The 21363-nt window shown below is 42.3% G+C and carries 20 protein-coding genes; 12 read left to right on the top strand and 8 right to left on the bottom strand.

All coding sequences use genetic code 11. The features are described from left to right. Nucleotides 1-279: 279 nt before the first annotated feature. Nucleotides 280-2202, top strand: coding sequence for a DUF1565 domain-containing protein (locus tag IQ246_RS11185; RefSeq protein WP_194002947.1), 1923 nt, complete (start codon nt 280-282; stop codon nt 2200-2202). Between the two features lie 694 nt (nt 2203-2896). On the opposite strand, the gene IQ246_RS11180 is transcribed toward IQ246_RS11185, so the two are convergent. Together IQ246_RS11180 and IQ246_RS11175 are read right to left on the bottom strand one after the other, a co-directional pair. Then, a complete protein-coding gene (locus IQ246_RS11180; protein ID WP_194002945.1) occupies nt 2897-3631 on the bottom strand; it encodes a hypothetical protein in 735 nt (244 codons plus the stop codon). A 127-nt stretch (nt 3632-3758) separates the two neighbouring features. After that, nucleotides 3759-5849, bottom strand: coding sequence for an S-layer homology domain-containing protein (locus IQ246_RS11175; RefSeq protein ID WP_194002943.1), 2091 nt, complete (start codon nt 5847-5849; stop codon nt 3759-3761). Nucleotides 5850-6150: 301 nt separating this feature from the next. Here IQ246_RS11175 and IQ246_RS11170 point away from each other — a divergent pair, with 301 nt between their 5' ends. After that, nucleotides 6151-6654, top strand: a complete 504-nt coding sequence (locus IQ246_RS11170) for a hypothetical protein (protein ID WP_194002941.1) — start codon at nt 6151-6153, stop codon at nt 6652-6654. Between the two features lie 205 nt (nt 6655-6859). Here the strand turns inward: IQ246_RS11170 and IQ246_RS11165 are convergent, their stop codons facing one another. Further along, nucleotides 6860-7054: a type II toxin-antitoxin system HicB family antitoxin gene (locus IQ246_RS11165; RefSeq protein WP_194002939.1), complete on the bottom strand. Its 195-nt coding sequence runs from the start codon at nt 7052-7054 to the stop codon at nt 6860-6862. A 153-nt stretch (nt 7055-7207) separates the two neighbouring features. Here IQ246_RS11165 and IQ246_RS11160 point away from each other — a divergent pair, with 153 nt between their 5' ends. From IQ246_RS11160 to IQ246_RS11135, 6 genes are all read left to right on the top strand, one after another. Next, nucleotides 7208-8221, top strand: coding sequence for an ABC transporter ATP-binding protein (locus IQ246_RS11160; RefSeq protein WP_194002937.1), 1014 nt, complete (start codon nt 7208-7210; stop codon nt 8219-8221). Further along, nucleotides 8222-9034, top strand: a complete 813-nt coding sequence (locus IQ246_RS11155; RefSeq protein ID WP_194002935.1) for an ABC transporter permease — start codon at nt 8222-8224, stop codon at nt 9032-9034. It begins immediately after the preceding gene. A gap of 70 nt (nt 9035-9104) precedes the next feature. After that, nucleotides 9105-10766: a Gldg family protein gene (locus IQ246_RS11150; protein ID WP_194002952.1), complete on the top strand. Its 1662-nt coding sequence runs from the start codon at nt 9105-9107 to the stop codon at nt 10764-10766. Nucleotides 10767-10889: 123 nt separating this feature from the next. After that, complete coding sequence (locus IQ246_RS11145) at nt 10890-11513, top strand: DUF4340 domain-containing protein (protein WP_194002933.1); 624 nt, start codon at nt 10890-10892, stop codon at nt 11511-11513. 11 nt (nt 11514-11524) lie between these two features. After that, nucleotides 11525-12379 (top strand): formyltetrahydrofolate deformylase, encoded by an 855-nt coding sequence (purU, locus tag IQ246_RS11140; protein WP_194002931.1) that lies wholly within the window; start codon nt 11525-11527, stop codon nt 12377-12379. A 202-nt stretch (nt 12380-12581) separates the two neighbouring features. Beyond that, on the top strand, nt 12582-13259 hold the full coding sequence (locus IQ246_RS11135) for an ATP-dependent Zn protease (RefSeq protein ID WP_194002929.1): 678 nt from the start codon (nt 12582-12584) through the stop codon (nt 13257-13259). 108 nt (nt 13260-13367) lie between these two features. Here the strand turns inward: IQ246_RS11135 and IQ246_RS11130 are convergent, their stop codons facing one another. After that, nucleotides 13368-14390, bottom strand: coding sequence for a diguanylate cyclase (locus IQ246_RS11130; RefSeq protein WP_194002927.1), 1023 nt, complete (start codon nt 14388-14390; stop codon nt 13368-13370). A gap of 728 nt (nt 14391-15118) precedes the next feature. Here IQ246_RS11130 and IQ246_RS11125 point away from each other — a divergent pair. Continuing rightward, on the top strand, nt 15119-15529 hold the full coding sequence (locus tag IQ246_RS11125) for an amino acid-binding protein (protein ID WP_194002925.1): 411 nt from the start codon (nt 15119-15121) through the stop codon (nt 15527-15529). A gap of 3 nt (nt 15530-15532) precedes the next feature. Further along, nucleotides 15533-16693 (top strand): hypothetical protein, encoded by a 1161-nt coding sequence (locus tag IQ246_RS11120; RefSeq protein ID WP_194002923.1) that lies wholly within the window; start codon nt 15533-15535, stop codon nt 16691-16693. A gap of 107 nt (nt 16694-16800) precedes the next feature. Here the strand turns inward: IQ246_RS11120 and IQ246_RS11115 are convergent, their stop codons facing one another. The 3 genes from IQ246_RS11115 to IQ246_RS11105 form a co-directional block, all read right to left on the bottom strand. After that, entirely contained in the window at nt 16801-18387 is a 1587-nt protein-coding gene (locus IQ246_RS11115; RefSeq protein WP_194002921.1) for a glucose-6-phosphate isomerase, read from the bottom strand. A 112-nt stretch (nt 18388-18499) separates the two neighbouring features. Beyond that, complete coding sequence (locus tag IQ246_RS11110) at nt 18500-18757, bottom strand: cytotoxic translational repressor of toxin-antitoxin stability system (RefSeq protein ID WP_194002919.1); 258 nt, start codon at nt 18755-18757, stop codon at nt 18500-18502. Between the two features lie 45 nt (nt 18758-18802). Beyond that, complete coding sequence (locus IQ246_RS11105) at nt 18803-19000, bottom strand: hypothetical protein (RefSeq protein WP_162396960.1); 198 nt, start codon at nt 18998-19000, stop codon at nt 18803-18805. A gap of 204 nt (nt 19001-19204) precedes the next feature. On the opposite strand from IQ246_RS11105, the gene IQ246_RS11100 reads away from it, so the two are divergent. Together IQ246_RS11100 and IQ246_RS11095 are read left to right on the top strand one after the other, a co-directional pair. Continuing rightward, nucleotides 19205-20338, top strand: a complete 1134-nt coding sequence (locus IQ246_RS11100) for a branched-chain amino acid ABC transporter permease (RefSeq protein WP_194002917.1) — start codon at nt 19205-19207, stop codon at nt 20336-20338. Next, complete coding sequence (locus IQ246_RS11095; protein ID WP_194002915.1) at nt 20328-21110, top strand: ABC transporter ATP-binding protein; 783 nt, start codon at nt 20328-20330, stop codon at nt 21108-21110. The genes IQ246_RS11100 and IQ246_RS11095 overlap by 11 nt, the downstream gene beginning before the upstream one ends. On the opposite strand, the gene IQ246_RS11090 is transcribed toward IQ246_RS11095, so the two are convergent. Continuing rightward, entirely contained in the window at nt 21099-21347 is a 249-nt protein-coding gene (locus IQ246_RS11090) for a hypothetical protein (RefSeq protein ID WP_244141992.1), read from the bottom strand. The genes IQ246_RS11095 and IQ246_RS11090 overlap by 12 nt on opposite strands. Nucleotides 21348-21363 lie beyond the last annotated feature (16 nt).

The following is a 21363-nucleotide window of genomic DNA, read 5'->3' as shown; positions in this document are numbered from 1 at the left end:
GGGGATGGGGGATGGGGCATTGGGCATTGGGTAAGCTAATCGTCATTCATTTTTCCAGAGTGATTCGCTTGTAGCAAGGGCTTCAGCGCTGGTTTTATGCAACTTAAATGCTTATTAGCTTATTGGGTATTTATTCACCTTGTCCCCCAGTCCCTAGTCCCTTCATTTATTACTCTGTATTAAAAATCGTGAATAGGTCAATATGTGAGTAATATTATCGACATATTAGTGTTTGAGAGTATAAGAATTTATTGTTAGTTATAAGGATTTGTGTTAAATATGATTCCCCCTGTTGTATTTCCTAAGTACCGTAAAGAAAATGTCTTACTAGTAAAGCTGAGGTTTCTGGAATCAGCAATGCTTTCAATTTTTCATCCTTCAGTATTATCTTTTACTGTAAGCATGGGAGTAGTAAGTATAGCGTTCCTGGGCACAAGCCCTGACAGCGCCATTGCTCAAGTCCCATCTGCACCAGATTCGAGGCCACTGGGTGAGAAAACAATTTCTCAGGTTAACGTGCTGTTTGTCAACCCAAGTGTTGGAGATGACAATGCAGGTAACGGCGGTGATGTCTCTCGACAAGCCGCTACGGGTTTACGCACTCCTTTGAAAACGATTACCCAAGCCCTGCGCTTAGCTAATGCCAATACTGTAATTATGCTCTCCACTGGCACTTACAGTGCTGAGACTGGAGAGGTATTTCCTTTAATAATGAAATCGGGTGTTTCAATTCAAGGAGATCCTGGGAATAAAGGCAAGGATATTACCATCCAGGGAGGCGGTGAATACCTTAGTCGGAGCTTTGGCGGTCAAAATGTTACAATTGTTGGGGCAAGCCAAGCTGTGCTCACTGGGGTGACGGTGACGAATTCCAATCCTCGTGGTTATGGTTTGTGGATTGAATCTAGCAATCCAGTAATTGCGGAAAATACCTTTAGTGGCAGTACTCAAGATGGGATTTCCGTTACTGGTAAAGCTGCGCCGATTATTAGCAAGAATTACTTTTATCTTAATGGAGCAAATGGGATCACAATTGCTGGTAGTTCCAGTGCTGAGGTACGGGAAAATATCTTGCAAAAAACGGGCTTTGGAATCAACATTGCCCAAAATGCGGCTCCTATAGTGGTAGGTAATCAAATTCAGGACAACAGATCGGGAATTTTAGTACAGGCAAATGCCCGCCCGATTTTGCGGAATAATTTTATTCAAGGTAGTAAAGAAGATGGTGTAGTTGCGATCGCTCAAGCAATGCCAGATTTAGGTAGCGCATCTGAACCAGGAGGTAATGAGTTTCGCAACAACACTCGCTACGACATTAACGCCAGCGCTGCTAAGCAGGTAATTTCTGCCTTTGGCAATAACTTTACTGGCAATAAGATCGCTGGCAATGTAGATATTAAAGGCATAACAGCACCCAGTGCCCAAAATCAACCTACACCTGTCTCCAACAATGTGGGGCGAGAAATCTCCTTCTCAGCTCCGGGAGTCTCTGAAACTCCCAACACGCAAACACTGCCATTACCCAGCAATAGCTTTTCCCAAAATAACGACGCTGCACAATTGAACAGTCAGCTATTGCCACTTTTGCCAGCCAATGCACCGATTTCTGTGCCCAAATCGAATCAACAGCCACCAACCTCTAGAGTTGCCGGATTTCCGATTCCCAGCAGCTTGTTAAATAGACAGATACCGACAGGCACTCAAGGTGCTCCAAGGGCAAATATAATTCCTAAACCAGCAAGTCTGCCTGATGTGCCGCAGATGAATTATGTGCGGATTGATCCCAACACGATTGAGTTTACTGCACCCCAGGCTCCATCGGATGTAGTACAGGCACAAGTACCAAGGGCAAGGGATCAAAGGCAGCCGTTAGCCACATTAGAAGCTGCTCCCCTTGGCGATTCATCACTTTTGCCACCAGGCGATCGCCATCTACAAAAACAGCCAACTCCAACTCTGGCTTATGGTGGAGATTTGCCGCCTGCTACACCGTTTGGTGTTCGTTATCGTGTGATGGTGCAACTAGCAACTGATAATCAGCGTGATTTAGTGCGATCGCTTGCTCCTGGTGCGTTTTCCACAGTCTGGCAAGGTAGAAGAGTCATGCAAGCGGGTGTCTTTAGCAGCGAATATAACGCCAAGGAAATGGTCAGAACACTAAATAGTAAAGGTTTAAGAGCTGTTCTTGAACCGTTGAATTAATCAAGTTAGCAATTAAAAAAAACCTCCATTAACTTAGGTTGATGGAGGTTTTAACAAGTGGATTTGTGTAGTTATCAAATAAGTACAGTAGGAACAATGATTGGCAAAAAATTTCAGGAATAAGCCAGCAGGTAATACCATTTCACCTTAATCACGATACATTCAAATCCTGTATAGCCGTGCCATACCACGTCTATACAAAAAATTATGTTTCCCGTTTAAAGTAACTTGGTATAAGTCCTGACTACTACAGCAAGGCGTACATCCAGCTACGATCCCAATGAACCAGACTTGGGGCTTAAGCCCGTTGTTAAAAGTAGGTAAACTTCCGCCCAAGTAGACTAGCTATACCTGAAATAAGATGCCTATAAAACGAATATTATCAGTCGAATATGACAACAACAATAGACAAGAAACATATATGCAATATCTCTAGGACTTACGCAACTGGCACACAAGGCTTCTGGTATAAGAGTCAAGGGTCAAGGGTCAAGAATCAAGGTTTTTTGGACTTTTGACCTTTGACTCTGGACAACCTCTGGCGTTAAAAATATGACACTTGCGTAAATTCTGATCTCTAAAATATTGCGATTAAAGCACAATTTCCGAATCGAGAATACCTGTTAGTAAAATACTCATAATTCGAGCAATAGTATATTTATCATTTGCGTCAGATGCTTGCTTAAACCAGTGGCTAACGCTGTTCGCCAGACATCGCTTTGAGTTTTGATGTGAAAGATTCAGAGCGATCGCTTTTTTCTGGAGTAAATTGCCCTATGGGAGGATGAATAGCCGCAGGTGGTAGCAGTTTTGTTTGTTTATTGGGGATTGGTGATGGAGCCGGTGGTGGACTCACGTCAGAGGTTGGCTTTTGGCTGACAGCAGACGCCAACTGTCGTGTTGCCAAAGAAGCAAAGTCCCTATAATTAGCAAACTTCGGGACGTTTTTATTGTCCTTACTTTCCTGCTTTACTTCTGCGCCTAAAGGTGCATTCTGTTCTCTACTTATCAGTTGCATGGGTGCAGTATTGCTTTGTTGATAGCCATTACCGACCCTAGCAGGTGGTAATTGAAGATTCTTCGCTTTTTCAACAGTGGTGTTTTTCTTGACAGGCGGTAGGGCTGGTGCAGCCGATGCGGTTAGGCTTTCGGGAAATTTGCTACAAATCAGGCGTTCAAATTCCATATTGAAATGATAAGTAGCTTGTCCCCGCCGTTGCCAAAAGACTAAAATTTGCTGTACAGAAACCGCTTTGTAACGACCTTGATACAGCGCCTCAATTACTGCTAGGTGTAGCCAATAAATTGGATATTGCGTTTGCCAACGGTTAACTAAATCAACGGCGTTATACCCACCAAGATCAAAACTATAGTGAATTAATAAGGCGGTAGCTAAATCGGCGAAAGTATCTGGAACTGTTTTTAACATGGGCTATTAGCTTCAGGCAATAGGTATAAGTTTTTGACCCATCGCATATAGCCTAACGTGCTTTTAACTACATGGATTATTTTCCAAGAGTTGCTAGGTTGATAGGCAGTGTTTCCCATTCTACTTGTCAACTGCTGGAATGCAACACTATATAGGGCGAGTTGATCGCGGGTGTTCGCTTAATGGCAACTAATGCTTGATAAATCATTGCTGCAACTTCAGCGCGTGTTGCTGAACGGGAAGGTTCAAGCAGTTTGGAGTCTGGGTAATTGACGACGATTCTTTGTTGTGTAGCAGTGGCAACAGCTGTCTGTGCATATTCAGGAATGAACTGACGATCGCTGTAGCCTTTTAAGGCATTGTTATCAGCTGTTGATAATCCCAAGCCGTTAACTAGGGAGACAATTACCTGTAATCTTTGCACATTTTGATCGGGGCGGAAGGTGCGATCGCTAAATCCACCGACAAAGCCACCACTAGCCGCGATTTGCAGAGCATTATACGCCCAAAAATTTTTCGGTACGTCCGTAAAATCGGGTGCTGGGCGTTTGGGAGTAGGATTAAAGGCCACCGCCACTAACGCCGCATACTGGGCGCGAGTCATGGGTTTGTCTGGCTGGTAGCTACCATCGTCAAAACCATGAGTTAAGTCCATACTCACTAATGCACGAATGAATACTTCTGCCCAGTGTCCCACAATGTCTGTAAAAGAAGGTATGTCTATCTGGGGATTGACAATATAAGCAGATGTGATAGCATTTTCCTTGCCACTGGCGACTAAGGCTTGATAAATTAATGTCGCCACTTCCGCACGAGTGATATCCCGTAGGGGTTCGAGTTGTTCGGTTTGAGGATAATTCACCACTAATAGCTTTTGGGTGGCAACGGCTAGAGAATTAGTGGCGTAACTGGGAATTTGAGCGCGATCGCGGTATACACTTAACACATTCGGATTCCCTCCACTCAGCTTTAACCCATTGACAACAGATACTATTGCCTGAATTTTGGTCAAATTTTGCTCTGGTCGAAACGACCCATCGGGAAAGCCGCTGATAAAGCCCATATTCGCTGCACTTAAGATGACTGAAGCCGCCCAATAATCCGGCTTTATATCCGTAAAACTACGCTGATTATTACTTGCAGGCAACTGAAAAACCTTGGCAACCAGAGCAGCATACTGAGCGCGGGTAATTGGCGCATTTGGGAGAAAGGTTCCGTTAGGAAAGCCCTTAATCAAGCCTTTACTCACTAATGCTTCGACAAAAGTCGCCGCCCAATGACCATCGAGGTCGGAGAAACTAGTGCTAATTCCTACTTGAGCGGGAGTATCTGCTGTGGTGGCGATAAATTCTACCAGCCCTTGGACTTGGGTAGGATTCAACTGATTGCCAACGGAAACCAGCTTTTGTGATGTGGTATTTTGTAAATCAAATTCGCCACTCTCACGAAAGATATTGTTTGCGGGATCTTGGGCGCTACCTAAGTCAGGGACTGCATTTCCATTGACCAACAAACCACCTTGGGTATTTTTGGCAATCAGATTCTGACGCAGTACAGGACGAGCGTCTCGTGAAAGCGCGATCGCTGTGCGATTTTCTGATAATTTATTATTTGCAATTAAAGGGGCAGCAAAATCACTAACTGCTATGCCCAAAGGATTTTTTTGAAAAACGTTCCGTAAGACTTCCCCCTTGCTATTGCGCGCCATGAACAACCCGCTAGCAAGGTTTTGTACAAACACGTTATCCACAATTGCGGGTTTAGCATTGCCGGTTGTGAATACACCTTCTCGCCCACAGTTAATCAAAGTATTGTTAGCTACAGTAGGCGCAGCCGATTCAATCCAGACACCAGTACCCTTTGCTATAGCATTTGTAACTGTCACACCCAAGAGACTAGCATTGCCTAGTAGGAGCAGCGTGATGTTTTGCATACCAAAGCTGGGACTCTGATACTCACCACTTCCAGCAATTATAATCCCTGTACCTTTGTTAGCTTCGTTACCCACTACTGTTACCCCCCCAGGGATGACCAGTGGAAAAACCTCGCCAGTAGTGGCTTTGTAAATTCCCGATGCTAGTTGAATGATCGCGGGCGTTTGGGTTGCTTTTAAGGCACGGGTGAGGCTTTTAAACGGACTCAACCGTGAACCAGGATTGGCATCATTCCCCGTAACGAGGTTGACATAGATTGTTGCAACGAGGGTAGAGTTCACCATTGATAATCGTGAGTCAACTGTTTAAATTATGACAATCATAAATGACACTACTTATAACAAACTTTTTTAAAGTAGTATCCCTCTGTATAGAAAATATATCCGCCTGAGATTTTCTTGTAAGCGGTTAGTGTACACCACACCAGTTATAGACTCTCATGCAACGTTTGGAGTTCGTTTTAAAATTGGAAGTTTTCAGTTTGGTATTAATAGCTTTAGTTTTTGCGTAGGCGTAGCCCGTCGTAGACATTGCCTCTTTCACTTTGGGAATACTGAATTGAGAGCACCCGAAGGAGTATTGAAAATGTCAGATAATCGCATCAGTGCGAATCTTTCCCAGAGAGATCGAGAAGAAGTCATGCAAGCAATCACTACTATTCGAGAAAAGTTACCGTTTTTGATTGATTTGACCGCAGAGGAGCGCAGATCTTTACCTAAACTAGGTGACAAAAGTCGAGCATTTGTTAGTAAAGCGTTGGAAGTAGCAACCCAAAACCAAGATTTTTTGCCCCGGTCGTTTGATTTAGATGAAATGCGCCGGGATGTAGAATTATTTGATGCATTGTATCCAGTACTGCTATCTTTGACACAACTGCAAGAACTGGTAGATGATACTTTTATTGCATCTGGGAGTGAAGCTTATACAGCAGCTCTCGCAGTTTATAACTATGCCAAAGCTAGTGGTAATGTAGCGGGTTTAGATGCAGTCATTGATGATATGGGGCGCAGGTTTAGCCGTAAAGCTCGAAAAGTTCAACCGCCCAATACCATCGTTAGCTACAAAAATAACTCGGTGATTCAACCTTAAAGGTTAAAATTTTAAGTTTTGAAGCTCGGAGTTTGAGTGTAAAGCTCAAAATTCCGAGCTTTGAGCTTGAAGTTTCAAGTTTCAAGCTCAAAGTTTCGAGTTCCAAACTTGATGCTTTAAGTTCCAATCTCCAAATTTCGAGTTCCCAACTTGGAATGCTCAGCTCTGAGGTGGAAATTCCAAGTTCCAATCTGGAAGTAGGAGCCTACAAGCTGCATATTGGTATCCACTTCAAAACCTCTTGACCAAATGTCTCGACATGGTAGCGGATAGCTGATTTAACATCAGCTAGTGCTTCCTCATAGGTGTCCCCTTCACCAACCACAATCCCCTTAATACCCAAAGGATAGGCTACGTAACCGTCTCTATGTTTTTCAACAATAATTTTGATTGCTCTCATTGATTTTCTCTGTAGTCCAATTTCATCTAATTTGCATATTTTCAGCTTTAGGAGAGAACAGTCAAGGCATAATTTCCGTCTCCTCCTCTGTCAGTTCCTTGGGTGATCTAAGATTGTTGGGTATTCTATAAATTTGCGATCGCCTAATTACCGATGATTGAAGTTGAACATCTGAGTAAGATTTACGGTTCAACCCCAGCGATTACTGATGTCACTTTTAGCGTCGAGCCAGGGGAGATTTTAGGGTTTTTGGGGCCGAATGGTGCTGGTAAAACCACAACCATGCGAATTCTGGCCGGTTATTTACCTGCAACCAATGGTAAAGCCAGGATTGCTGGTTATGATGTCCATGAAAATTCACTGGCTGTGCGCCAACGAATTGGTTATTTACCAGAAACACCGCCGTTATATCCAGAAATGACGGTGGAGGGATTTTTGCATTTTGTCGCGCGAATTAAAGGAGTATCAGCAGGCGATCGCGCGAGTAAAGTCATAGCAGCAATCGAACGCTGCAATTTAGAAGAAAAGCGCCGGGTAATTATCCGCAAACTTTCTAAAGGATATCGCCAAAGAGTCGGCATTGCTCAAGCGATCGTCCACGATCCACCAGCGATCATTTTAGATGAACCCACCGTCGGACTAGACCCCCGACAAATTATTGAGGTGCGGAATTTAATTAAAAGTCTCGCAGGTACTCATACAATTATTCTTTCTACGCACATTCTGCCAGAAGCAAGTATGACCTGTAGCCGCATAGCCATTATTAATCGCGGTAAAATTGTCGCAACTAATACACCCGAAAACTTGATGATGCAGTTGACAAGTGGCTCTGGCTATGAATTAGAGATAGAGGGAGAAGCTGCTTTAGCGAAACAAGTACTGCAAAATGTCGCTGGTGTAGGTCTAGTAGAATCGTTTCCGACAGCAGGAATGCATAGTCAAACCCCTCTTCGAGATCAACGTGCTTACCTGCGAGTGATATCGCAACCGGGAAAAGAACCAGGACGAGATATTGTCACAACATTAGTCCGTGCGGGATTTGGTTTACATGAAATGCGGCGTGTCAACGCTACTCTGGAAGATGTGTTCTTACAACTGACCACAGAAGAAAAGAATTTAGAAACTGAGGTAGATTCAACCGCAGCCAATGAAGGAGAAGCAGCATAAATGGGTGTAGTACTGGGTAATATCATTGCCATTTATCGCCGAGAGTTACAGAGTTATTTTGTATCACCTTTGGCTTATGCGATCGCTGGCGTCTTTTGGTTTATTGCTGGGTTATTTTTCATCATGATTTTGCTGGGCCCAGATGGGATCTTGCCAGCAGTTGCAGCAATAGATTTACAAGGGCAACAAATAGGAGTACCAGTACCGCCAATAGATGTCCCTTACGAATTTATTCGGGCATTTTTGGATCGAATGGGATGGCTATTATTGTTTGTGCTGCCAATTCTCTCAATGGGACTTTATGCCGAAGAACGCAAGCGAGGCACTTTAGAACTGTTAGCCACTTCACCAGTCACCAACTGGGCAGTAGCTATAGGTAAATTATTAGGAGTGCTAACATTTTTTACAGCGATGGTCGCGCCTATGCTAATTTTTGAAGCGATCGCAATTAGTGGATCAAATCCACCCATGTCACCTTCAATTCTCTTGCTGGGTCATTTTGGATTAATCTTACTAGCAGCAGCAATTTTATCTTTAGGAATGTTTATTTCCTCTTTAACAGAAAGCACAATTCTGTCTGCTGTTCTCACCTTCGCAGTTATTTTATTACTATTATTCATTGATTTAATTGCCAAATTCATCCCTGGCCCCATAGGCAAAGCCTTGGGTCATCTATCGTTACTAAAACATTACAACACTTTAATTCAAGGAATTTTCGATACTAGTAGCTTGATTTTATTTGCCAGTTACATTTTTTTAGGCATCTTTCTCACGGCTCAATCAATTGATGCACTACGTTTTCAGCGTCAGTAGTCATTAGTCATTAGTCATTAGTAAAGACAAATGACCAAGGATAAATGACCAAGGACAAATGACAAATAACATGAAAAAAATCGCCAAAAATAACCTGTGGAAATATCTATTTTGGTTAGGCCCGTTCCTATTTATTGTTGGCTTAACAGCTGGTTTAGTGTCTGAACAGTGGGGAGCAATCCCATTCGCATTCCTGACTTCAGGGATTGTCATCAGTGGGTTGTGGGTAGTATGGCAAAGCCAGCAGAGTAACTGGTGGAAGCGTCGTTCTACCCAGGCTGGGACTAATGCCTTGGTGGCAACTTGGGCAATTTTGGCAATTTTGGGGTTGATTAACTTTTTAGGCGATCGCTACCATTTGCGGGCAGACTTAACAGAGACTCAGTTATTTACCCTTGCCCCTCAGTCACGAGAATTGGTGAGTACCTTGCCACAGCCAGTTAAAGTGTGGGTATTTGATGTTACTCAAAATCCTCAAGACCGAGAATTGCTAAATAATTATCAGCGACAAAGTTCAAAATTTAAATTTGAGTATATTGATCCCCAAGCTAGACCTGGATTAGCAGACAAGTTTGGCGTTAAAGATTATGGGGAAGTTTACCTAGAATCTGGAGAGAAACGGCAATTAGTACAGGTGGTGAATGAAAATGAACGCCTGTCGGAGGTTAGGTTAACTAGTCGCCTGCAACAAATCACCAGTGCAACCACAGCTAAAGTTTACCTACTCCAAGGTCACGGCGAACGCCAACTCTCAGCCGCTAAAGGTGCAATATCACAAGCAATTCAGGGGTTAGGCGACAAAAATTACACAACATCACCGCTGAATCTAGCAGAAAATCCCAAAGTTCCTGAAGATGCTGCTGTGGTGGTGGTAGCTGGGCCCAAGCGAGGGCTGTTTGAGAGCGAAGTCAAAGCCTTGCAAGAGTATCTCAATCGCGGCGGTAACTTACTGCTGATGATTGATCCCAATACAGATCCCAAACTTGAGAGCTTGTTGCAAACATGGGGCGTTCGTCTAGATAATCGTTTAGCCGTCGATGTCTCCGGTGAAAAAGTCGGACTTGGCCCCGCTGCTCCCCTAGTCAGTGAATACGGACAACATCCGATTACCAAAGATTTTGGCAATGGTATTTCTTTTTATCCACTTGCAAGACCTCTCGAAATTACGCCAGTAGCTGGTGTTGAAGCGACTCCCCTACTGCAAACTAAACCTTATCCCAACAGCTGGGCTGAAAGCGATCTGCAAAGCGAAAAATTAGAGTTTAATCCCGATAAAGACCTCAAAGGGCCTCTGACTTTAGGCGTGGCTTTAACAAAAAAACTACCAGCCAAATCTACTTTTACTCCGCAACAGCCAACACCTTCACCCCTACCATCACCAACCACCCAAAATAAAACTACCCCCATCCCCCCCCTCTCCCCCTCTCCTCTTCCTCCTCCTTCTCCCTCATCTCAAATAGCCACCGAATCACGGTTAGTGGTTTTAGGAAATTCTGATTTCGCTACCGATGGCTTATTTCAACAACAACTAAATGGAGATGTATTTCTCAACTCAGTTACTTGGCTGAGTCAACAAGATCAGCAACCCCTTTCCATTCGCCCCAAAGAAGCCAAAAACCGACGCATAAACCTGACAACTATGCAAGCCAATCTTTTAATACTGTCGTCTCTATTGTTTTTACCCCTAATTGGCTTGATTGCCGCAGCTATTATCTGGTGGAAACGACGGTAAGGAATGTGGGGGAGTGGGAGAATAAATAATAACCCTTGACCCTTGTAGAGAAGCGATTAATCGCGTCTCTACTCTTAATGACCAATGACCAATGACCAATGACCAATGACCAATGACTAAAAAATGAAATTGCCCCGAACGACTTTAATTTTAATACTGCTAGCGCTGGGTTTAGGTGGTTTTGTTTACTTCTATGAAATGAAAGGTTCGACTCAGCGAGAAGAAATCAAGGAGAAAAAACAGCAAATTTTCTCTTTTGGAGAAGATGATGTGCAGTCTTTAACAATAAACACTAAAAATATCACCCTTAGTCTGGAACGTAACACTCAATCTAGCAATCCTAAGTGGGTAATAAAATCGCCCACATCTGTACCAGCAAATGATGCTATTGTTTCTTATTTGATGGATTTGTTAGTCAAGGGTAAAAGTGAGCGGACTTTATCAATTCCAGCTAACCAACGTGGAGAGTTTGCTTTAGATCAACCCCAAGCAACTATTAATATCACCCTGAAGAATCAGAAAAACCATCAGTTGATTTTGGGTAAACCTGACTTTAGCGATCGTTTCTTATATGCTCAAACTGAGCCTACTGCTAAACCAGATGGAAATATAGATATATTGTTGGTATCTAAAGATTTTGCAAATGCGGTGAATCGGGAACTATCAGAATGGAGACAACCTGTAGATAACAGTCAGAAACTACCTCCACTAAATATTCCTCTTCCGACTCCGACAAAGAGCAACTAAGCAATATTTCCATGACTAACCCGACCGCAACACTGCTAATTTCTTGCCCTGATCAACGGGGACTGGTGGCGAAAATTGCTAATTTTATCTATGCAAATGGTGGTAATATTATCCACGCAGATCAGCATACAGACTTTGCTGCTGGATTGTTTCTCACCCGTATTGAATGGCAGTTAAACGGGTTTAATTTGCCACGAGAGTTGATCGCACCAGCATTTAATGCGATTGCTCAACCTTTAAATGCCAAATGGGAAATACGCTTTTCTGATACAGTACCACGCATTGCCATTTGGGTAAGTCGGCAAGACCACTGTTTATTTGACTTGATTTGGCGGCAACGTGCCAAAGAATTTATTGCAGAGATTCCTTTAGTTATCAGCAACCATCCTAATTTAAAGGTAGTTGCAGAGCAATTTGGTATCGATTATCAGCATGTTAATATCACCAAAGATAATAAACTAGAACAGGAAGCCCAACAACTAAAATTACTCCAAAGTTACAAAATTGATTTAGTTGTATTAGCAAAGTATATGCAGATTATTAGTGCAGATTTTATTGCTAAATTTCCAAAAATTATTAATATTCATCATTCATTTTTACCAGCCTTTGTAGGTGCAAATCCCTATCACCAAGCTTTTGAACGTGGTGTCAAAATTATTGGTGCAACGGCTCATTATGCCACCGCTGATTTAGATGCCGGCCCCATTATTGAGCAAGATGTGGTGCGAGTTAGCCACCGCGATGAAGTTGACGATTTGGTGAGAAAAGGCAAAGATTTGGAGCGAGTTGTATTAGCTAGAGCAGTGCGCTTACACTTGCACAATCGGGTGTTAGTCTATGGCAATCGTACAGTAGTGTTTGAGTAATTAGTTGGATTATTCTATATATTTTAGATAAAAATCAATATGATTCAGTTCAGGTTTATTATTGATTGATTTGTTGATAATTAATGTGGAATTTTATTTGAAAAACATATATAACCCACGGAAAATTGTCTAATCACACTTCCCCCGCAGCTAATTTCGCCTCATAATGAAGAAAGATTAATCTGCATTTAAAAAATTTGCAATGAGCCAGACTGCCTTAAATTTAGTTGCAATATCTGTCTTTTTGATCACTTTTTCCAGCCTATTGGGGCCATTTATTCATTTGTCGCCCACAGTACCAGCACTTGCAACCTTCACTATCTTGGGTATAGCCACATTAGATAGTTTCGGCTTGCAAGGTAAGGGAGGTACTATCTTTTTAGATTGGATTGCTAGTTTCTCTCCTGAACACCGCGATCGCATTATCCATCATGAAGCAGGGCATTTTATCGTTGCTTACTTGCTAGATATTCCCGTTACCAACTACACACTCAGCGCGTGGGAAGCCTGGAAACAGGGACAGGCTGGGCAAGGTGGCGTTACCTTTGATGATGCGGAATTAGCAACTCAACTGGAAATGGGAAAAATCAGCGCCCAAATGTTAGAACGCTACTGCACTATTTGGATGGCGGGTATTGCTGCTGAAACCCTAGTTTTTGATAATGCTGAAGGTGGAGGTGATGATAAAAACAAGCTCGCAGGTGTATTGACAGTTTTGGGTTTTTCTGAATCTACTTGTCAGCAAAAACAGCGGTTTCATGCCCTTCAGGCAAAAAACTTACTCCAAGAAAATTGGTCTAGTTACCAAGCCTTAGTTAAGGCTATGCAACAACGCGCCTCGGTAACAGATTGTCTGAGTGTAATTAGTAGTGCTGAGTGAAGAGCACTCAGTACTGTTAAGTAATCGGACAGAAATATTTACACATTAGATTTTATGCTACATAAGGGTTTCAGGTCGAAATTTGTGTAATTAATTTTGTCTTACTACTTAAGAAGAAACAGCTTTTAAATGTGAGACATGGTATGAATATTCCCAGCCGATCGCCCGGTTACGTCCAGCAGCTTTAGCCTGCAATAGGCATTGATCGGCACGATACAGTAAACTTTCTCCCTGATCGTCATCTTCTGCTTCTAGAGATGCTGTGCCCAGGCTAATTGTAATATTAATAGTGAGTTTATTGTTGAGTGCAAACGGTTGCTCGCTAACTATGCGATTGAGACGACGTGCCACAATTAATGCTTCTTCACTGGTAGTGTGAGCCAGAATAACCACGAATTCTTCGCCACCATAGCGAAATGCAGTGTCTTGAAAACGCAAATTGTGTCGCAGCCGTGTACACAGCAATTGTAAGAGGCGATCGCCAATTAAATGCCCATGAGTATCATTGACTTTCTTGAAATAATCGACATCCAAAATAATCAAACTCATCTGCTCTCGCTGAGTCCTGGCTCTTTTAATTTGCCTGGGTAACTCCCATTCCAAAGCACGGCGATTATTCAATTCTGTTAATGAATCAGCCAAAGCGATCGCTGACAACAAATCATTTGTTCGGATCAGATCGCGGTATTTTTGCGCTTTCCGCAAGCCAACTGTCAACTGAGCTAGTATTAGTCGATGATTGGTGATCAATGCCAAGTCAGAGTCTGTTTGATCTTCAAGAAGCTGCCAAATATAAGCATCGGCTCCTTGTTTTAGTGCAGCAGCAGTCATTTCTAGTTCTCTGTGCCAGCCATACATACTTCTATCTGTAAGCTGTTGAGGACGATCCTCGAAAAGAATACAGTATATCCAGGATAACTTTGTCTGGTTTTTCAGCCAATAACATAGTTCCATACTGCCATCTAAGCTAGCTTGCACAAATATTACATCGGGCGGCGTGATTTGAATACGCGATACTGCCTGATCCAAATTGGTAATAACTTCTACACTAAAAGCGCTTGTAAAACGGATCTGATCTGGAAGTTTAGCGAGAAAATTATTACTTCCAAAGACCAGAATAGAAATATTCATTGCTTTGCTTTTATTCTATTTTTACTTCAAGTGGATTAACTTAGTAAAACTTGCCGCTATTCTTGCTAATAATAAAAACTCTGGGATTTTTGGTTAGCGTATATTCCTGGTATTTACCCATTTTATTGTTAAATTCACAGTAATATTGCATTTTTAATCTCCTCTTAAGATATAGTCCGTAGGACTGCAACTTATGTTTTATGTTACCTAATGTCATCTTTACAGTATGTTTTTAAAACGGTATAAATACTGAATATTCTTCTTTAACATAAAAGTATTACTGTAATTTCCAGGTGTTAGTTATCTCAACTAATGTCAAAACAAACAGTTTTCACTATTTACCATATCAAGTAGGAAGAAAAATTTTATAGAGATATAAAGCTAAAGATTTTACTAAATTTTTAACTGAACTGCAAAATTCAAGATATTGTATTGTGGACTATTAAAATGCCAAACTCTAGCAAAATTAATTAACATCCAATCAATAGTTGAGATACCCGCTAAAATCGCATTTATTTATTTTAGAAAGCACGCGCATTAATTGATCTGCGGCAATGTCGGCAGTTTGTTTCACAAAAGCTTTCCCGATGATAGTCTACACATCTGTGCGAAATTGTTTAAGCTTCTCTAATGTCATGGTCAAATGGAAGTGCAATTATTAACCTAACTAATACGACAGCAAAGTGAGATAATTAAACAAGACCACAGGTCAAAGCCTTCTTTTATATATGCACTTTAAAATCCAACGTCAACTGACAGTAGCACTGGAAAACTACCCTGGTCGCCTAGCTGCCGTCAGCACTACGATTGCCAAAGAGCGAATTAATATTGAGGCAATTTCCCTGCTCGACAGCATAGACCAGGGTGTTATTCGTTTGGTGGCTAGCGATCCTAATAACTGTAAAACCCTTTTGGTGAAAGAGGGATTCTACGTGATTGAGGCAGATGTTTTAGCCATTGAATTAACAGATAATCCCGGTCAACTAGCTCTGTTGAGTCATGCTCTGGCGGCTGCCAAAATTAATATTGAATACATTTACGGAAGTAATGTCCATCCTGGTGAAAATATGCGCCTGATGGTCAAGGTTTCCGATTTAGGCAAGGCTTGTCAAGTACTTGCTGAACTCACAGAGAATTGAGGTATGAGTTCCTTAATTTCAAACAGCATAGGAATCTTACCAACTGGAGCGTTAGGAGTCGGTTTTTTCTATCATTTAACAAAGCAGCTAACGCAGATAGATGATCACGTGTATTTTATAGAACGACGAGGGTCTGTTAGTGCTTCCTCCTTGAGACAGAGTGGTAAAATTGCGATCGCCACCCCTCAAAAAATTCACTCTATCCCCACAGATACAATCCTCAAACCAGACTTGCTCACCTGCTATGGGTCTGGTTTGTTACCAGAAGTGGTTCTTGTCTGTCCCAATCCTGACCAACTCTTAAACGTAATCACCACTCTTGTAGAATTATTAGTGCTGATTGAAGAACAAGAAAAGCTATTGCAGCCAGCCACATCGTTTCCCTTGTTCGTCTTCTGTTCTAATGGCATTTATTTTCAGCGCTTCCGACAAATTTTTATTGAAAAAATCGAAGAAGCCACACTTTTTGGTCGTTTACCAGACCTTTGGCCCTCTACAATGCCCCAAATAGTCTGTCGATTTCTGCGTGGAGTAACAATTCAAACTGGACTACGCGAAGGGAGTGGGTCTGAAACCATCTATCGACCAGGGTCAAAAGGACGAACTCAGATTGCTGGGGGAGATGCTAACACTAGGGAACGCTGCTGTCAGATTTTGGTTGAAAGAGGAGGTTGGTTTGAAGAGGCTCCCTCCAGTTCCGCTACTCGCCTAGAATTTGATAAGGCATTAGTAAATCTCGTATGTAATTTGCTAGGACAGATTTGGGCGATTGATTCGGGAGGCAATTTTAAAGTCTTAACAGTCAAAGACATTCTGGAATCTTCTGATGAAATCCGAATGCGCGAATTAGTCTATCAAGTATTTCGGGTTGGGCAAATGGTAAAAGTCTACGATTTACAAGAAGATTTTGAGGTAATTTTCACTCAAGTTATAGAAACCTGTCGAGAACACGCTGAGCATATTCCTTCTAGTTTGCAATGGCTAGACTTGAATTTGCGCCTCGGCACACTAAAACCTCAAATGACTCCTACAGAAGCTTGGCTAATAGAACCTTTGATTCGCTATGCTAAAGCTTCCAGTTTGAAAGATGCTGCTAATTACTTTCAGAAACTCAAGGCTGAATTGGTTGAGAAATTAACTTTGGCGAAAGATAGAAATAGTTAAGCATCCCCGTACCAAAGTTTGCACTTTAAACAAGGATGCTTAACCATACAAAATCGTTGCATTAGCAACAATACTGAAACTCAACTGCAATGTAAAACTTATGCTTATCAGCTAGCAGAAACTGTTAAACTACCAGGCTGTCCCAAATCACCTTGCAAAACTACACCGCGCTGATTGACGTGCAGATGACGCAAAATCTTGTAAATTGCCTCAATTTGATCAGATGCGCCAGCTTTGTCGGCGAGATCGGAAATGGAAAGAGCAGTTTTTTCTTTTTGCAGTACTGTCACCACTCGTGTTTGCAAGTCGAGAATAACAGCGGCAGCTTTTTTGCCAGCTTCTACCCCTGGTTGATGGTAGGCGTTGACGTTGACTAAGCTAGCATACAAACCAACAGCACGCTCATACAAAGCAATTAATGCCCCTACAGTTCGGGGGTTAACTTGGGGAATGGTAACTGTAATTGAATCACGGTGATTTTCAAAAAGTGCTTGTCGGGTTCCTTGAAGAAAACCGGAAAGATAATCGCCTGATGTAACTCCCGGATCTATTTCAGGGGATGGGCCTTTATGATCTTCTAAAACTTCAACGAAGGTAGCAAATAAATTCGCCACACCCTCACGCAACTGCTGCACATAAGCGTGTTGATCTGTTGAGCCTTTGTTACCATAAACGGCGATGCCTTGATGGACTACGTTGCCGTCTAAGTCTTTTTCCTTACCCAAGGATTCCATCACCAGCTGTTGCAAATAGCGACTGAATAAAAATAAGCTGTCCTTGTAAGGTAGGACAACCATATCTTTTTCACCCCGTCCATTGCCGGCAAAGTACCAAGACAAGGCTAATAAGGCCGCTGGGTTATTTTTCACATCTGGGATGCGGGTAGCATCATCCATTTCTTTTGCACCATCTAGCATGGCACGAACATCAATTCCCTGTAATGCCGCTGGTACTAACCCCACAGAAGACATTTCTGAGGTGCGTCCTCCTACCCAGTCATACATGGGAAATCGGGCTAGCCAACTTTCATCTTTGGCTATCTTATCTAGGTTGCTATCAACGCTGGTAATAGCTACCGCATAGTGAGAAAAGTCCAAATTTTGTCCCGCGTAGGCTTTTTTAACTTCAATCATGCCGATGCGGGGTTCCGGCGTTCCTCCAGATTTGGAAATCACCAATACCAAAGTGCTGGAAAGGCTATTTCGCAAATGAGTGAGAACGCGATCAATACCTGCGGGATCAGCATTGTCGATAAAGTGAATTTTCAGGGGCGGGAAATCAGGGGCGAGGGCTTCAGCGACGAATTGGGGGCCAAGAGCGGAACCACCAATGCCAATAGAAATAATATCGGTGAAGCGATTTGCTCTGGGAGGATGAATAGCACCTGTTTGGACTTTTTCAGCAAAGGCTTCGATTTGTTCTAGGGTTTGGACAATTTCTTGTGTAAGCTCTGGAGTTGGCGCTAAATCAGGGTTTCGCAGCCAATAATGTCCAACCATGCGGTTCTCGTCGGGATTTGCGATCGCACCCTTCTCAAGTTCCGCCATATCCGCAAACGCCTTGTCAAACTTCGGCTGCAACGACTCCACGAAAGGATCATCGAACCGCATCCGACTGACATCTAGATACAGTCCCAATCCCTCGTGGAAATATAACCAATTTTGGTATCGTTGCCAAAGTGCCCTAGCATCCATAGGGAAATCTCAAGTAAAGTGTTTTCCAAAAACCAGTTTAATGTAAGGTTATAGCGATCCCTGCCTAGCCTTATACAGTTTACAGTTTTAAGTGTTCGCTTAACTCTTCACCTTAAACATCTGGCATAGGGATGACACGTAAAAATTTCACAATTTCGCCTCTAATTTCTATACCAATCAGATAATTATCTAGAGTAAAGCGGTGAAAAATCCCTTCACTATCAAGCTGTCGCAGTTCTTTGAGGCAATGCAGTTGACAGTTTTGAGCAAACTCGACAAATACAAAATCATACACCCGCTCGTAGGCAGCAGGTTCTAAATTTTTTAGGTCTAGCAAAAAAGACCTGGCATAGCGCACTTCCAGACTCACTAGGCGTTACCTTAAAAAATAGTGCTGACTAAAAGCGCTTCCTCTTCAGAAAAACATTAACAGTCGTATCGCTTCATCATGGGTTAAGATATCCCACGGTTGCTGCGATCGCTTAACTTGTTGTATAGCTTTCAGCATATAAAAGTCACAATGTAAAGCTTCGAGAACACTCCAAATGGTTTGCAAATCCTCATCGGCTAACTGCTCGATTAAATGATGCATCCTAAGTCGCAGCAAATTCATATTTCAGTTATTACTTACAACCCAACACCAACAATAAATAGTATTCCCAGAAAATCAGCAAGGTTTAACGGCGATACAGTACTATCCTCAAGCTAAGCTAAAATTTATTCGCCCCGGAGTGGCAGAGTGGGAGAGTGGGGAAAGAATAAAAACAAATGACTAATGACAAATGACTAATGACTAATGACTAATAACTAAATACCTATGGTTGAATATCTCATTTTCTTAGCAATTTCTACAGCAATTTTTGCTCTATTCGGTCTGGGACTTAACTTGCAGTGGGGCTTTACAGGGTTAATTAACTTTGGTCACATTGCTTTTATGACTCTCGGAGCATATACAACCGTGTTATTGAGCTTAAAGGGCGTTCCCCTACTAATATCGACTGTGGCGGGGGCAATTGTAGCAGCTTTTTTGGGCTTGATAATTGGTTTTGCTACTTTGCGCTTGCGAGAAGATTACCTAGCAATTGTGACTATCGGTGTTGGGGAACTAATTCGTTTGGTTGTGAATAACCAAGATTTACCTGTAGGTGACACCTGGACATCTGGGGCATTTGGCGTGCAAAGTTATCCTATACCGTTATCAACAGAACCAAATTTGTTTTTCAGATTTGTGATGATTGCGCTTTTGACACTACTGGCTACCGTAACTTTCTTTACCTTATGGCGATGGATTCGGACTGCTCAAATATCTAGGGTTGCTGATTCAGCTAAAAAGTTAGCAAGCAAGCAAGAATTATTATCACGCTTGGTAGTAGGAATTTTATTCGCGCTTTTGGTAGCAGCGATTTATATTTCTGGGGTAATTTCACTATATAATTACACTCCAAAAGCGGGTTTAATGCTACTGCTGCTGTTAGTTTTAGCATTGGTATTTTGGCGGTTAGAAATTTTGGTGCGATCGCCTTGGGGTAGAGTTCTCAAAGCTATCCGCGAAGATGAAGAAATTCCCAAAGCATTGGGGAAAAATGTCTTTTGGTATAAATTACAATCTCTCATGCTTGGGGGTGCGATCGCAGGTATCGCTGGTGCTTTCTTTGCTTGGCAAATCAGCGCCATTTACCCGGATAATTTTCAACCGCAGCTCACCTTTGACACTTGGATTATGGTGATTTTAGGCGGTTCTGGTAATAACGTCGGTACTATCTTAGGCGCGGTGATTTACTTTGCTTACGATGCTATAACGCGGGAAGTTTTGCCGAAAATCGTCCCCCTTGATGAAGCACGTCTGGGTGCATTTCGGATCATGGTTATTGGTCTAATTTTGATGGTACTGATGATTTGGCGTCCTCAAGGTATCTTAGGGAAAAAGGAGGAACTTACCCTTGGTAAATAACCAATCATCTCAACTTCCCCTGTTGGTAGCCACTGGACTTTGTAAAACCTTTGGTGGTATCAAAGCAGTCAATGACGCGAAAATTGAAGTTACTAAAGGTAGCATTACAGGCTTGATTGGCCCCAATGGTGCTGGTAAAACTACTTTATTTAATTTACTCTCGAACTTCATTCGCCCCGATAAAGGACGAGTGATTTTTGATGGCGAACCGATTCACGACTTGCAAACATACCAAATCGCTCAGCAGGGTGTAGTACGTACCTTTCAGGTAGCCCGGACTCTCTCGCGGTTGTCGGTGTTAGAAAATATGCTGCTGGCGGCGCAAAAACAAACAGGTGAGAACTTTTGGCAAGTGCAGTTGCAACCGCACATTGTTGCTAAGGAAGAAAAGCAACTACAAGAACGGGCTATGTTCCTGTTGGAATCTGTGGGTTTGGCAAAAAAGGCACAGGACTATGCTGGTAGTTTGTCTGGTGGACAACGCAAACTACTAGAGATAGGACGGGCGCTAATGACTAATCCTAAGTTAATTTTGTTGGATGAACCAGCAGCTGGTGTGAATCCTAGACTAATTGATGATATATGCGATCGCATTATCGCTTGGAACCGGATTGACGGTATGACTTTTCTGATTATTGAACACAATATGGATGTCATTATGTCCTTATGCGATCGCGTTTGGGTGCTCGCGGAAGGGCAAAATTTAGCTGACGGAACACCAGCAGAAATTCAGACAAATCCGAAAGTTCTAGAAGCCTATTTAGGAAAATAATTTGTGAACTAAAAATATATTTAAAAATGAAAACCATAGATACCCGACTTCTTTTAAAAGTTGGGTATCTTCTTTTTTGTCCAAAGTCCAATCCAAATCAATCCCTGCCGTTTTCAGACAGTAATGAATGGAATGCAATGGCAGTTCATCAAATTTATCGCAGCGTGCTTTTTTTCCATGTTTTTTGCGATTGAAGCGTTCTTCTTCGGCAACGGCAATGATAACTCCATCTTGCAAGAGGCACGCAGATGAC

Source organism: aff. Roholtiella sp. LEGE 12411, from assembly GCF_015206995.1.
Taxonomy (GTDB): domain Bacteria; phylum Cyanobacteriota; class Cyanobacteriia; order Cyanobacteriales; family Nostocaceae; genus Komarekiella.
Note: the sequence above shows the minus strand (reverse complement) of the source record. Positions and strands in the feature narration are given on the sequence as shown.